This is a genomic window from Ramlibacter sp. (assembly GCF_035655895.1).
GTDB lineage: Bacteria > Pseudomonadota > Gammaproteobacteria > Burkholderiales > Burkholderiaceae_C > Ramlibacter.
Genome location: NZ_DASRTN010000013.1, coordinates 218,152 through 231,191, shown reverse-complemented (window position 1 = coordinate 231,191; position 13,040 = coordinate 218,152). Strand labels below are relative to the sequence as shown.

13 protein-coding genes and 1 tRNA gene are annotated in these 13,040 nt (G+C 69.3%); 8 read left to right on the top strand and 6 right to left on the bottom strand.

All coding sequences use genetic code 11. From position 1 onward, the window contains the following. Positions 1-954, bottom strand: coding sequence for a TAXI family TRAP transporter solute-binding subunit (locus VFE82_RS15430; RefSeq protein WP_325001202.1), 954 nt, complete (start codon positions 952-954; stop codon positions 1-3). A 179-nt stretch (positions 955-1,133) separates the two neighbouring features. Between VFE82_RS15430 and VFE82_RS15425 the strand changes: the two genes are divergently transcribed. Then, positions 1,134-2,888, top strand: coding sequence for an IlvD/Edd family dehydratase (locus VFE82_RS15425; protein WP_325001201.1), 1,755 nt, complete (start codon positions 1,134-1,136; stop codon positions 2,886-2,888). A 28-nt stretch (positions 2,889-2,916) separates the two neighbouring features. Beyond that, positions 2,917-3,351: a DUF1841 family protein gene (locus tag VFE82_RS15420; RefSeq protein ID WP_325001200.1), complete on the top strand. Its 435-nt coding sequence runs from the start codon at positions 2,917-2,919 to the stop codon at positions 3,349-3,351. A 123-nt stretch (positions 3,352-3,474) separates the two neighbouring features. Here VFE82_RS15420 and VFE82_RS15415 read toward each other — a convergent pair whose 3' ends face one another. Next, positions 3,475-4,191 carry a c-type cytochrome gene (locus VFE82_RS15415; RefSeq protein ID WP_325001198.1) on the bottom strand — a complete coding sequence of 239 codons (717 nt, stop codon included), beginning with the start codon at positions 4,189-4,191 and terminating at the stop codon, positions 3,475-3,477. Positions 4,192-4,280: 89 nt separating this feature from the next. Between VFE82_RS15415 and VFE82_RS15410 the strand changes: the two genes are divergently transcribed. The 6 genes from VFE82_RS15410 to VFE82_RS15385 all read left to right on the top strand — a co-directional run bounded on the left by VFE82_RS15410 (position 4,281) and on the right by VFE82_RS15385 (position 8,086). Beyond that, positions 4,281-5,123, top strand: a complete 843-nt coding sequence (locus VFE82_RS15410; RefSeq protein WP_325001197.1) for a MoxR family ATPase — start codon at positions 4,281-4,283, stop codon at positions 5,121-5,123. A gap of 16 nt (positions 5,124-5,139) precedes the next feature. Further along, a complete protein-coding gene (locus VFE82_RS15405) occupies positions 5,140-5,361 on the top strand; it encodes a hypothetical protein (protein ID WP_325001196.1) in 222 nt (73 codons plus the stop codon). Between the two features lies 1 nt (position 5,362). Further along, complete coding sequence (locus VFE82_RS15400) at positions 5,363-5,959, top strand: GNAT family protein (protein ID WP_325001195.1); 597 nt, start codon at positions 5,363-5,365, stop codon at positions 5,957-5,959. 11 nt (positions 5,960-5,970) lie between these two features. After that, the gene (locus tag VFE82_RS15395) at positions 5,971-7,161 is read left to right on the top strand and encodes a VWA domain-containing protein (RefSeq protein WP_325001194.1); all 1,191 of its coding nucleotides are present in this window, start codon (positions 5,971-5,973) and stop codon (positions 7,159-7,161) included. 83 nt (positions 7,162-7,244) lie between these two features. Next, the gene (locus VFE82_RS15390) at positions 7,245-7,919 is read left to right on the top strand and encodes a DUF3592 domain-containing protein (RefSeq protein ID WP_325001193.1); all 675 of its coding nucleotides are present in this window, start codon (positions 7,245-7,247) and stop codon (positions 7,917-7,919) included. Between the two features lie 92 nt (positions 7,920-8,011). Continuing rightward, a tRNA-Arg gene (locus VFE82_RS15385) sits at positions 8,012-8,086 on the top strand. Between the two features lie 103 nt (positions 8,087-8,189). On the opposite strand, the gene VFE82_RS15380 is transcribed toward VFE82_RS15385, so the two are convergent. The 4 genes from VFE82_RS15380 to VFE82_RS15365 all read right to left on the bottom strand — a co-directional run bounded on the left by VFE82_RS15380 (position 8,190) and on the right by VFE82_RS15365 (position 13,018). Next, positions 8,190-8,654, bottom strand: coding sequence for a hypothetical protein (locus tag VFE82_RS15380; protein ID WP_325001192.1), 465 nt, complete (start codon positions 8,652-8,654; stop codon positions 8,190-8,192). Positions 8,655-8,785: 131 nt separating this feature from the next. After that, complete coding sequence (locus tag VFE82_RS15375; RefSeq protein ID WP_325001191.1) at positions 8,786-10,540, bottom strand: hypothetical protein; 1,755 nt, start codon at positions 10,538-10,540, stop codon at positions 8,786-8,788. 115 nt (positions 10,541-10,655) lie between these two features. Then, a complete protein-coding gene (locus tag VFE82_RS15370; RefSeq protein WP_325001190.1) occupies positions 10,656-12,575 on the bottom strand; it encodes a PAS domain S-box protein in 1,920 nt (639 codons plus the stop codon). Between the two features lie 146 nt (positions 12,576-12,721). Beyond that, on the bottom strand, positions 12,722-13,018 hold the full coding sequence (locus VFE82_RS15365; protein ID WP_325001189.1) for a hypothetical protein: 297 nt from the start codon (positions 13,016-13,018) through the stop codon (positions 12,722-12,724). Positions 13,019-13,040: the final 22 nt, after the last annotated feature.

Here is a 13,040-nt window from a genome sequence, read left to right as displayed (position 1 = left end):
TCAGTTCAGCTTGATGCCTTTTTCGGCGAAGTACCGGGCCGCTCCCGGGTGGAACGGGATCGGCGTGGCGTTGGCCTTCTGGCTCTCCAGCTTGAAGTTCTCGGCCTCCTTGTGCACCGCCACCAGGTCGGCCTTCTTGTCGAAGATGGTCTTGACGATGTTGTAGGCGGTCTTGTCGTCCATGTTCTCGTGGGCCACCAGGATGTTCATCACGGTGGCCTGCCGGTTGTCGTGGTCCATGCCGCGGTACACGTCCTTCGGGATGGTGTCCTCGACGTACAGGTTGCCCCACTTCTTGTTCATCACCGGCACCAGCTCGGCATGGTCGATCATCTTGATCTTGTTGCCCGGCGTGTTGGCCAGGTCCGAGACAGCCGCGGTGGGCAGCCCGCCGACCCAGAAGAACGCGTCGATCTTGCCGTCCTTGACGGCATTGACCGATTCGGCGGCCCCCAGGCGCTCGCGCTTGAGGTCCTTGTCCTTGTCGAGGCCCGCCGCCTCGATCAGGCGGAAGGCCATCACCTCGGTGGCGCTGCCGGGCGAGCCGGTGGACACGCGCTTGCCCTTGAGGTCGGAGAACTTGTTGATGCCGCGGCCCTCGACGCTGACCAGGTGCATGCGGTTGGGGTACAGGATCATCAACGTGCGCAGCGGCACCTTCTGGCCCCGGAACTTGTCCTCGCCCTTGAAGGCGTCCTGCGCCGCGTCGGTCATGGAGAAGCCCACGTAGGGCTTGCCGCTGCCGATCAGCTTGAGGTTGTCGACCGACCCGCCGGTCACCTCGGCGGTGGCCTGCATGCCCGGCACCGACTTGGAGAGCACCGCCGCGAGGCCGCCTCCCATCGGGTAGTAGACCCCGCCGGTGCCGCCGGTGGCGATGGAGATGTTCTGGGCGAAGGCCCCGGTGCCGGCGACGGCGGCCAGGAACAGGATGGCGGTTCTGAGGAATCTCACGATGGTTTGTCTCCGGATGAAAAAGCACTCATGCGCACGTCCTGCGGTGGGACGCCGGACCATTCTGTGCCCGCCCTGCTGCACGCGGGCTCCTGATTAACCAGCAGACCCCGCGGGTGCGGCGGCGGCATGATCGGGGCCCGCCTTCCAGGCCCGCCGGGCCGATTTCCGCGACCACCATGAGCGACACCACGGACAAGAGCGGCAAGCCGGGCCCAGCCGCCGGCATGCGCAAGGGCCTCACCAGCTACGGCGACGAGGGCTTCTCGCTGTTCCTGCGCAAGGCGTTCATCAAGGGCGCCGGCTACACCGACGCGGCACTGGAGCGGCCCGTCATCGGCATCACCGCCACCGGCAGTGCCTACAACCCCTGCCACGGCAACATGCCGCAGCTGCTGGAGGCGCTGCAGCGCGGGATCATGCTGGCGGGCGGACTGCCGATGCCGTTCCCGACCATCTCGCTGCACGAGAGCTTCGCCTCGCCCACCAGCATGTACCTGCGCAACCTGATGGCGATCGACACGGAGGAGCTGGTGCGGGCCCAGCCGATGGACGCGGTCGTGCTGGTCGGCGGTTGCGACAAGACCGTGCCGGCGCAGCTCATGGGGGCAGCATCGGCCGGCGTGCCTGCCGTGCAACTGATCACCGGGTCCATGCTCACCGGCTCCCATCGCAGCGAACGCGTGGGCGCCTGCACCGACTGCCGCCGCTACTGGGCCAGGTTCCGCGCCCAGGAGATCGACGACGTGGAGATCGCCGACGTCAACGACCAGCTGGTCGCCAGCGTCGGCACCTGCTCGGTGATGGGCACGGCCAGCACGATGGCCTGCATCGCCGAGGTGCTGGGCATGACCGTGCCGGGCGGCGCCAGCCCGCCGGCCGTCACCGCGGACCGCATGCGCGTGGCCGAGGAGACCGGACGCATCGCGGTGCAGGTGGCGCGCCAGAAGCTGACCATCGACCGCATCCTCACGCCGGAGGCTTTCGAGAACGCGATGCGCGTGCTGCTCGCCATCGGCGGCTCGACCAATGCCATCGTCCACCTGGCCGCCATCGCCGGACGGCTGGGCTACGAGCTCGACCTGCGCGGCCTGGACCGCCTCGGCCGCGAGACGCCAGTGCTGCTGGACCTCAAGCCCACCGGCGAGCACTACATGGAGGACTTCCACCACGCCGGCGGCATGGCCACGCTGCTGCGCGAGCTCAAGCCGCTGCTGCACCTGGACACCCTGACCGTCACCGGGCGCACGCTCGGCGAGGAACTCGAGGCGGCCGGGCCCGGCTTTTCCCAGCAGGTGGTGCGGCCGCTGGCCGACCCGATCCATCCCCAGGGCAGCGTGGCGGTGCTGTGGGGCAACCTCGCCCCGGGCGGCGCCATCGTCAAGCAGTCGGCGGCCGATCCGCGGCTGATGGAACACGAAGGCCGGGCAGTCGTCTTCGAGAACGCGGCCGACCTGGCCGCCCGCATCGACGACCCGGCGCTGGACGTCACCGCCGACGACGTGCTGGTGCTCAAGCGCATCGGGCCGAAGGGCGCGCCGGGCATGCCCGAGGCCGGCTACCTGCCGATCCCGAAGAAGCTGGCCCGCCAGGGCACCAAGGACATGCTGCGCATCAGCGACGGCCGCATGAGCGGCACGGCGTTCGGCTCGATCGTGCTGCACGTGACCCCCGAGGCCGCGATCGGCGGGCCGCTGGCCTGGGTGCGCAGCGGCGACCGCATCCGCGTCAGCCTCGCGCGCCGGGAGCTGTCGCTGCTGGTGTCGCCGCAGGAACTGGCCGCACGGCAGGCGGCCGAGCCGGTGAGCGAACCGAGCGCGGAGCGCGGCTATCGCAAGCTCTTCCTCGACACGGTGACGCAGGCCGACCGCGGCGTCGACTTCGATTTCCTGGCCGCCGCCACCCGCCGCGGCGTGGTGCCTCCACCGAAGTAGCGCGCGGGCGCGTGCTACGCTGGCCCCCATGTTCACCCCCTCCCAGGAAGACGTCCGTCGCTTCTTCTGCAGCGTGCACGCCAAGGCCCGCGCCGGCCAGCCGCTGGACGCGCTGGAGACGCTGGCGAGCCAGTGGATGCTGGAGCATCCGGAGTACGACCCGCACATGGCCGACGCCGAGGCCGCCGTCGCGCGGGTCTACGACGGCACCGACGGCGGACTCAATCCCTTCCTGCACCTGTCGATGCACCTGTCGATCAGCGAGCAGTGCTCGATCGACCAGCCGCGCGGCATCCGCCAGGCGGTGGAGTTGCTGGCTGCCCGGCGCGGCTCGCTGCACGACGCGCACCACGAGACCATGGAATGCCTCGGCCAGATGCTGTGGGAGAGCCAGCGGTCGGGCCGGCCGCCGGACGGACAGGCCTACATCGACTGCGTGCAGCGCCGCGCGACGCGCGACTGAGCGGACGCCGGATCGCGCCACCACACCTGCGCCGCCCACGCCGCAGCCACCCGCCCACCATGCAAAAGGCCCGCAGAAGCGGGCCTTTGTCGTCGGACATGCCGGCGGGCCGGCGCCTGGCGATCAGTGGCGGAAGCGGTTCTCGGGCACCGTCTTCAGGTCGCCTTCGAGCGTGCCGATGTAGTCGGCCAGGGCCTTCAGTTCGGCGGTGCTGAACTGCTTGGCGATGCTGCCCATGATGGCGTTGTTGCGGCCGACGGCGGCGTTGTTGTCGGTCTTGTAGGCCTTGAGCGCGACGAACAGGTAGTCCTTGTGCTGGCCGCCGATCTTCGGGTAGTTGGGGGCGATCGGCTTGGAGAAGTTGGCGCCGTGGCAGGACACGCAGGCGGCCTTCTGGAGCAGGGCGGCCACTTGCGGGCTCGGCTCGCGGCTGGGCTTGTCCGCCAGCGGCGCGGCGCCTTCCTGGCCCAGCTTGGCGTACCAGCCGGCGATGTCCTTGATGTCCTGGTCGGTCAGCGCGTCGGCGATGCCGCGCATGGTCGGGTGCTTGCGCTCGCCGCCCTTGTAGGCCGCCAGTGCCGCCTCGATGTAGCCGGCGCTCTGCCCGGCCAGCATCGGAACGCGGTGCACCTCAGGGAAGCTGGCCTGGTAGCCACGGATGTTGTGGCAGCCCAGGCACATGGCGACCTTGGCCTCGAGCGATTTCGCACCGGCCGGCTGGGCGGGCGCCGCGGGCTGGGCCGCCGGGGCCGCCGGCGCGGCAGGAGCCGCCTGAGCGTGCGCGAAGCCGGTCGCAGAAGCGACAACGAGGGCGAAAAGCGTGGTCAACAACTGATTCATTTTGCGCGCACAATCGTCAAGCGTTCAGTTTTCGGATCAACCGACGATTATATGGGCCGGAACTCAGCGGCCCAGCAGCCCGCCTCCCCATGAAATTTCAAGGCTCCCAGAACTACGTCGCCACCCAGGATCTGATGCTCGCGGTCAATGCCGCCATCACGCTCAAGCGTCCGCTGCTCGTCAAGGGGGAACCCGGCACCGGCAAGACCATGCTGGCCGAGGAGGTCGCCCAGGCGCTGAACATGCCGCTGCTGCAGTGGCACATCAAGTCGACCACCAAGGCCCAGCAGGGCCTCTACGAATACGACGCGGTGAGCCGCCTGCGCGACTCGCAGCTGGGCGACGAGCGCGTCAAGGACATCCACAACTACATCGTCAAGGGCGTGCTCTGGCAGGCCTTCACGGCGGAGCAGCCGGTGGCGCTGCTGATCGACGAGATCGACAAGGCCGACATCGAGTTCCCCAACGACCTGCTGCGCGAGCTGGACCGGATGGAGTTCTACGTCTACGAGACGCGCGAGATGGTGCGGGCCCGGCACCGCCCGCTGGTGTTCATCACCTCCAACAACGAGAAGGAGCTGCCCGACGCCTTCCTGCGCCGGTGCTTCTTCCACTACATCAAGTTTCCGGATGCCGACACCATGCGGCAGATCGTCGGCGTGCACTTCCCCGGCCTGAAGCAGGAGCTGCTGGCGGCCGCGATGAAGACCTTCTACGACGTGCGCAACCTGCCCGGCCTCAAGAAGAAGCCCAGCACCTCCGAGCTGCTCGACTGGCTGAAGCTCCTGGTGGCCGAGGACATCCCCCTGGAGGCGCTGCAGAGCAAGGACGAGAAGGTGGCCGTGCCGCCGCTGGTGGGCGCGCTGCTGAAGAACGAGCAGGACGTCACCCTGTTCGAGAAGCTCGTGTTCATGCAGCGGAACAACCGCTGAACGCGCGTCGCCGGCCATGAACGCGCTGCTCGCCGAGGGGCTGACCGACGCCATCGGGTTCGTCGCCGGTGCGCTGCTGGCGTTCGGCCTGGCGCGCCTGCTGGGGATCGATCCGCTCGCACCGGGCTACGACACGGCCAGCATCGGTGGCATCGTGCTGCTGGGCGTCGGCGGTGGCGTCGGCCTGCAGGTGGCGCGGCGGCTGCGTGCGCGCCTGCGGGCGCGCCAGGAGGGCTGAGATGCACCGGCCCGAACCCGTCACCCTGTCCGACGGCCGCGTGCGGCTGTCGCCGCTGACGCGCGACCATGCGCCGGCACTGGAGGCCGCGGCCGCCGACGGCGAGCTCTGGACGCTGCGTGTCACGTCGGTGCCGGCACCCGGCCACATGCCCGCCTACATCGACGCCGCGCTCAAGGGCCAGGCCGAGGGCCACATGCTGCCGTTCGCGGTGGAGGACCTGGCCACGGGCCGCGTGGTCGGCACCAGCCGCTACCACGACATCGTGCCGGGCGTCGAGCGCCTGGAGATCGGCTACACCTGGTACGCCCGCAGCGCGCAGCGCACCCACGTGAACACCTGCGCCAAGCTGCTGCTGATGACACATGCGTTCGAGACGCTCGGCGCGCGCCTGGTGGGCTGGCGCACCGACAACTACAACTTCGCCAGCCAGCGCGCCATCGAGCGCCTGGGTGCGAAGAAGGACGGCGTGCTGCGCCACCATTCGCCGCGCCGCGACGGCACCGTGCGCGACACGGTGATGTACAGCCTGACGGCGGGCGAATGGCCCGAGGTCAGGGCACACCTGCGGTACCAGCTGGACAAGCCGCGCGGCTGACGGAGTCCGCCATGCTGATCGATTTCTTCTACACCCTGCGCAGCGCCAAGCTGCCGGTCTCGGTCAAGGAATACCTCACGCTGCTCGAGGCGCTGCAGGCCGGCGTGGTCGGGCCGGCCAGCCAGGATGGCTATTCGATCGACGACTTCTACTTCCTCTCGCGCACCGCGCTGGTCAAGGACGAGAAGCACTACGACAAGTTCGACCGCGCGTTCGCCGCGTACTTCAAGGGCGTGGAGCTGGTGGCCGACTTCACCAAGGATATCCCGCTGGAGTGGCTGCGCAAGAACCTCGAGCTGGAGCTCTCGCCCGAGGAGAAGGCCAAGATCGAGAAGATGGGCTGGGACGAGCTGATGGAGACGCTCAAGAAGCGCTTCGAGGAGCAGAAGGAGCGCCACGAGGGCGGCAACAAGATGATCGGCACCGGCGGCACCTCGCCGTTCGGCGCCTACGGCTTCAACCCGCAGGGCATCCGCATCGGCCAGGACAGGAGCCGCAACAAGAGCGCGGTGAAGGTGTGGGACCAGCGCGCCTTCAAGGACTACGACGACAGCCAGGAACTGGGTACGCGCAACATCAAGGTCGCGCTGCGCCGGCTGCGCAAGTTCGCGCGCGAGGGCGCCGAGGAGGAGCTCGACCTCGACGACACCATCAAGTCGACGGCGGCCAACGCAGGCTACCTCGACATCAAGATGGTGCCGGAGCGGCACAACAACGTGAAGGTGCTGCTGCTGATGGACGTGGGCGGCACGATGGACGAGCACATCCACCGCGTCGAGGAGATGTTCTCGGCCGCCAAGGCCGAGTTCAAGCACCTGGAGTTCTACTACTTCCACAACTGCGTCTACGACTTCATGTGGAAGAACAACCGGCGCCGCTTCAGCGAGAAGTTCCCGACGCTGGACATCATCCGCAAGTACAACAAGGACTACAAGCTGCTGTTCGTGGGCGACGCCACCATGAGTCCCTACGAGATCCTGCAGCCGGGCGGCAGCGTCGAATACAACAACGAGGAAGCCGGCGCGCTGTGGCTGCAGCGCCTGACCGAGGCCTTCCCGAAGTTGGCCTGGATCAACCCCGAGCCGCAGGGCGTGTGGCAGTACCGCCAGAGCATCGCCGTCATCCAGCAGCTGATGAACCAGCGCATGTACCCGCTGACGATCAAGGGGCTGGAAGAGGCGATGCGGCTTCTGAGCAAGTAGCACGCGCGGCTAGACTGCCGCGATGATGAGCAAAGCAGTCGGGCTCGTGGCAGCCGCGTTGTTCGCCGTGTGCTTCGGCGCCGGTGGCCTCGTCGGCGGCATCCTGCCCCTGGCCCGGCTGGCGCGCGACGTGGTCGCCAGCCGCGATTGGCAACCGGTGCCCGCCACGGTGCTCCTCGGATCTGGCGCACGGCCGCAGGAACACGCGCATGGTGCAGGCGCGCTACCGCTACGCATTCGACGGCCGCTCCCACGAGGGCACCCGCGTCGGCATCCACCGCACCGGCAGCGACAACATCGGGACCTGGCAGCGCGACTGGCACGAACGCCTGGCGGATGCGCAAGCCAGCGGACGTCCGGTGACCGCCTGGGTCGATCCGCACGAGCCCGGGCGCTCCATGCTCGATCGCGGCGTGCGTTGGTCCATGGTGGCGCTGCACATCCCCTTTGCTCTGATCTTCCCGGTCGTCAGCGGGTTCGCCACGCGGGCGTTCTGGCGGCTGCTGCGCCTGCCGGCGCAGGAGCTGGCCCGCGCGTCGCCGCTGCGGCCTTCCACAGGCCGACGGAGGAAGCTCGAAGGTCGGGCCTTGTGGCAGTTCGCCGGCGCCTGGTGCGTCGTGAGCTGGCCGATGGCGGCCCTGGTGTGGCTGGAGCCGGCGCCCTGGATGCCGCGCACGATCGTGAGCCTGTTCGCCTTGCTCGGGCTGTGGCTGCTCGCCAAGGCGTGGCAGGGCGCCAGCCTGCCCGCCCGCGCGTGACGCCATCGCGCGCGCAGCCGGCCGGCACACCCCGTTCCGGCCGGCTGCCCGGCCAGCCCGGCATGCCAAGCCACCTACAATGGCAACCGCCCGCCGCCGTAGTTCAATGGATAGAACGAGCGCCTCCTAAGCGCTAGATACAGGTTCGATTCCTGTCGGGGGCGCCAGGCAGTCGTCGCCGGGTCGCATGCCCCGCCCGATCATCTGCCCGCAGCCGCGACCCCTTGCACGCAGCGCGGTGCATGCCAGGCGCGCCACGCTGCGGCTGCGTCAGCTCGCTCCGAGGCTGGCGGCGATCTTCTGGCCGACGTCCGTTTGCGACGGCGGCACGGAGATCTGGGCGTTGCAGGTGCCGTTGCCGGTCTTGATGCCGATGTAGAGGTTCAGGTTGCCCGGCTTGGCGCCCAGGCCGGAGAACTCGAACACCTGCCGCGTCGCACTGTCCTCGATCATCTTGGTCACCTTGAGCGACTGCACGATCAGTCCCTTGGACTGCGCGAAGGGCATGTTGACGGCGTTGACGACCGCCGAGCTCTTCTTGTCGGGGCTGTCGGCCGAGCCCAGCGGCTGGCCCATCAGCATGGCGAGCTTCCAGCTCTCCGGCACCGCCATCTGGCACTGGCCCTTGCCGTTGTCCTTGATGGTCTTCCAGCCCTTCGGTGCTTCCGCCTGCACGTGGCTGGCCAGCAGGGTGCCGCTCGCGACCACCAGGGTCGCCATGATGTTCCTCGTCATTGTCCTCGTTCCCTCTCTTGGCAAAGTAGCGGCACGCACGACGCTTGCCGGCAAGACGACGCTTGCTCTTTCGACGTGGAGCATCCATGCCCCATGGATGCTTCCAGCGGGTCCGGTCCTGCGCAAGCGCCTCAGCTTCCCAGGCCCGAAAAATCGGTGATCCGGAGCTGCCTGTACTGCGGCGGCTTCGACCCGGCCAACGGCAGCCAGATCGAGCCATCCTGCTGGAAGCGCCCGTTCTCGACGGTCTTCATGCGTTCGCGCACCTGCGGCTCGGCGCCAGCCTTCTCCAGCTCGGTGTCGGCCGCGGAAATCCGGCCCAGGGCCTGGCCGAACAGTTCCTGGCGGTCGCGATGCATCATGGCCTCGACGACCTGCGCGGGATCCTGCCTGTTCCGGCGCATGGCCAGCAAGGCCTCCTGCATCAGCTCGCCGTGCAGCTTCTCGTGCACCCGCACCTGGTCCATCAGGAGCCGGAAGCCGCACGCGTCCCCCTTCAGGCCGGCACAACGGCGCATGTTCTCCGCATGGACCGCGGAACCCTGCCACAGGTCGGGATGGACCAGCGCGGCGCGCGCGACCTCGAAGGACCTGTCCTGCACGAACCACCAGTCCTTGGACGGGCTGTTGGGGTCGGTCACCTGCGCGAGCTGGACGGCCTTCTCGATGTTCGTCTTGCCTGCGGGCGGTCCCATGTGCATGGCGTGGCCCGAGTACTGCTCGCCTTCCAGGCCGTCGTGCCGGCAGACGTTCCTGCCGTAGGAGTTGCCTTCCTGGTAGGCGGATTCGTCGCCGGGACGCACGAGCGCCTGCAAGGGCGGCACCGACGTGAGCTTGCCGAAGCTCGAGTCCTGGCGGAACGGCGTGGTCCACGGCCGCTCCTTGAGCGGCACGCCCACGGCCTTGGTGTCGCGGGTCTTGCCCGGCGCACCTGCGTGCGCCACGCTGAAGACCGACCATCCATTGCCCGACACCCGGCCGCCGCCTTCCGTGCTCACGGTCAGCGTGGCGCGGGCCGGACAGAGCAACTGGACCTCGACCCGCTTGCCCTCGAAACGGGTGGTCTTCATGCCGGGTGGGCAGGCCGCATCCGGCTCCAGCGTCCACGCGTACTGGCGAAGCCGGTTTGCGGGCGTGGACCGGCTCCCGTCCAGCACCACCTTCTCGCCCCGGAACTTGGCCACACTGACGTCGGGCACCGCGAGCACGTCGTCCGACGCCGGGACGATGGTCACCTCCTCGCGGATCTTCTGGACCACGTCGCCGTCGCAGCCCCCGGCGGAGCGCACGACTTCACGCTCCTGCACCGAACTCGGCCCCGTGATCGGCACGCCCTCGAAGATGTTGGCCACGCTGCCCGAGCCACGCACGGCATCGAGCTTCTCGGCCGTGTCGGCGTAGTGGCTGGAATAGTCGGTGTCGCCGTAGATTGCCGGGTTCAGGGTGAAGGGCATCAGGCGCCAGTCGGTGGTGATCAGGCTGTAGCCCAGGCGGTCGCCCAGCATGAAGGCCTCGCCTTGCAGGTCGCCCGCGACGGGAACCTCCACCGTGTTCTCGGGTTCCGCATTGCGGCAGTTGGCCTTGCGGTACACCACCTTGCCCGCGTAGTGGCCGCCGCCCTTGATCTTCGAGGGGTCCTGCGGATCGGGCTGGAGTTCGGCTTCGTAGCGCACATCGCGGATCAGCCCGCGCTGCCCTGTTTCCGACGCCGTGTAGACGATGCGGTAGCGGGCCCCCGCTGCGAACCCGGCCTTGCCGGGTGCGGCGGGGCGCGCGGCGTCGGCCGGCCTTGCCGCGGGCTGGAGGGGCTCCCCGCCCTTGTCACCGCACCCGGCGCCCAGGGCGCAGGCCAGACAAAGCAGCACGATCCCGTGGGGCTGGCGCATCGATGAACTCTCCCGGAAGTCCTGCCGGGCAGTGTCGCACGCACCTCATCCGGTGAGTGTCGCCTGGATGGCACAGGCCCGCCTGCCGCTGGGCCGTCACGGCGCCAGGCGCGCGTCAGCCAGCTCCCCGCCCTGCCGCCACCTCCGCCAGCAGGGTCCCCAGCTTGTCGGGATTGACCGGCTTGACCAGGTGGTGGTCGAAGCCGGCGGCCAGGGCGAGTTCGCGGTCGCGGTCCTGCCCGTAGCCTGTCAGCGCGATCAGCACCGCGCCCGCGGTCGCAGGCCGCGCGCGCAACTGCCTGGCCAGTTCGTTGCCGTCCATCACGGGCAGTCCGATGTCGAGCACGAAGACCTCGGGCGGCGCCTTCTCCGCGCGCGCCAGGGCGGCCCGCGAATCGTGCTCCACGGCGACGTCGTAGCCCCAGCCTTCGAGCAGCAGGGCCAGCATGACGGCGGCGTCTTCGTTGTCGTCGACGACCATCGCTCGCAGCCGGCGCGGCGTGCGACGCTGGGCGTCCTCCTTCTCGGCGGCGTGCCGGTCTTGCGGGGCCGCCAGCGGCAACGTGATGCTGAAGGTGCTGCCCCTGCCCAGCCCGTCGCTGGTGCAGGTGACGGTGCCGCCCTGCAGTTCGACCAGACTCTTGACCAGGGCCAGCCCCAGGCCGAGCCCGCCGGCCGACCGGTCCGGCGTGCGCTCGGCCTGCGCGAACAGCTCGAAGGCGCGTGCCGCCAGCGCGGGCTCCATGCCGATGCCGTCGTCGCTCACGCTCACCACGACGCTGCCGCCCTCGGCGTGCACCTCGGTCCTGACCAGCAGGTTGCCGCCCTCGGCGGTGAACTTGGCTGCGTTGCTCAGCAGGTTGGCCACCACCTGCACCAGGCGCTTGTGGTCGCCCAGAACCGAGGCGACGCGCGGCGACTGCCGCACGGTCAGGTGGTGCTGCCGCGCGCGGATCACCGGGGTGAGCTGCTCGACTGCTTCGGCGACGACCTGCGCCACGTCCACCGGCTCGGACGCCAGCTGCACGAGCCCGCGGGTCACCCGCGACACGTCGAGCAGGTCGTCGACCAGGCTGGTCATGTGGTCAGCCTGCCGCGCGATCACCTCGCTGGTCTTGCGCACGCGCTGCTCGTCGAGCTTGACCACCCGCAGCACTTCGGCGGCCGAGCGGATCGGCGCCAGCGGGTTGCGCAACTCGTGCGCCAGCATCGCCAGGAATTCGTCCTTGCGCGCTTCGGCCCGCTTGAGTTCGTCGATGTCGACGTTGACGCCGCTGAGCTCGAACGGGCCTTGCGGCGTTTCGCGGTGCCACTCCGCGTGGACGTGGAACCAGCGGTGCCCGCCCGTGCGCCTGGTCATGCGCAGCTCCAGCGAGAACGGCTCGCGCGCGCCATGCCGCAACGCGGCCTCGAAACGCGTTTCCAGCTTGGGCCGGTCGTCCGGATGGAGGAAGGCCAGCCACTGCGCCAGCGGCATCCGGCTGTCGCCGCCGTCCTGGCCCAGCAGCCGCAGGAAGTTCTCGGACACTTCGACCTGCTGGGCCTGCGGGTGCCAGGTCCACATCCCCGCGTTGGCCGCGCGCAGCACCCGCCGGGTCTGCTCCCGCTCGCGCAGGCAGCGCTCCAGCTGCTTGTGGTCGGTCAGGTCCATCGTGATCTTGGAGAACCCCAGCAGCCTGCCGGAGGAGTCGTGCAGGGCCGTGAGCGCGATGCGGGCCCAGAAGCGGCTGCCGTCCTTGCGGCGCCGCCAGGTCTCCTCGCGGTAGAACCCGTGCTTCAAGGCTTCGCCGAGGTTGTGCTCGGCCCAGTGGCGCGCGCGGTCCTCCTCGGTGTAGAGCAGTCGCAGGTGCTGCCCGATGGCGTCCTGGGCGGTGAAGCCCTTCATCTCCTCGGCGGCCCGGTTCCAGACGGTGATGATCCCGTCGGGATCCATGAAGAAGACGGCGACCTCCTCCACCTCCTCGTTCATCAGGCGGTGCAGTTCGGCCAATTCGTGCTGCGGGAGCGTGGAGACCAGGTAGGAGCTGGACGACATGCACCCGATCGTCCCAGACCGCGGCCGCGGCCCATGTAGGAACCGGACGAAGACGAGTTGGCTTGCGGCTTGCAGCCAGGCGGCCGCGGCGGCGGGAGACCCGCGACCCGCGCGGGCGCCCGTCCGGCACCGCCGGGCCGGCGTCCTCAGGCTTCGCGGTCGCCGGAGCCGTCCGGGCGGCGGTCCGCTGGGCGCGGCTTCGGCAGTTGTTGCAGGTGCGCCGCCCGCTCCTCGGCCACCGCCAGCAGCTCGTGGAAGAGCACCTCGCACTGCCGCTCCTGGTCGGCGACCTGGCGGAACAGGCCAGCGGCCTCGGGACCCTGGGCGAGCTGCTGCCGCCCGGCGATGCGCGGCAGGCCGGCGCGGAGCTTGTGCAGTTCGTCCCGTGCCCTGGACCAGGCGTCGAAGGCGCGGGACAGTCGTTCGTCGAGATCGATGGTCATCGGTCATGCCCTCCGCCGCGCA

Coding starts and splice junctions, on each gene's coding strand:
- VFE82_RS15425 (WP_325001201.1), top strand. CDS start 1,134: ATGAGCGACACCACGGACAAGAGCGGCAAGCCGGGCCCAGCCGCCGGC.
- VFE82_RS15420 (WP_325001200.1), top strand. CDS start 2,917: ATGTTCACCCCCTCCCAGGAAGACGTCCGTCGCTTCTTCTGCAGCGTG.
- VFE82_RS15415 (WP_325001198.1), bottom strand. CDS start 4,191: ATGAATCAGTTGTTGACCACGCTTTTCGCCCTCGTTGTCGCTTCTGCG.
- VFE82_RS15410 (WP_325001197.1), top strand. CDS start 4,281: ATGAAATTTCAAGGCTCCCAGAACTACGTCGCCACCCAGGATCTGATG.
- VFE82_RS15405 (WP_325001196.1), top strand. CDS start 5,140: ATGAACGCGCTGCTCGCCGAGGGGCTGACCGACGCCATCGGGTTCGTC.
- VFE82_RS15400 (WP_325001195.1), top strand. CDS start 5,363: ATGCACCGGCCCGAACCCGTCACCCTGTCCGACGGCCGCGTGCGGCTG.
- VFE82_RS15395 (WP_325001194.1), top strand. CDS start 5,971: ATGCTGATCGATTTCTTCTACACCCTGCGCAGCGCCAAGCTGCCGGTC.
- VFE82_RS15380 (WP_325001192.1), bottom strand. CDS start 8,654: ATGACGAGGAACATCATGGCGACCCTGGTGGTCGCGAGCGGCACCCTG.
- VFE82_RS15375 (WP_325001191.1), bottom strand. CDS start 10,540: ATGCGCCAGCCCCACGGGATCGTGCTGCTTTGTCTGGCCTGCGCCCTG.
- VFE82_RS15370 (WP_325001190.1), bottom strand. CDS start 12,575: ATGTCGTCCAGCTCCTACCTGGTCTCCACGCTCCCGCAGCACGAATTG.
- VFE82_RS15365 (WP_325001189.1), bottom strand. CDS start 13,018: ATGACCATCGATCTCGACGAACGACTGTCCCGCGCCTTCGACGCCTGG.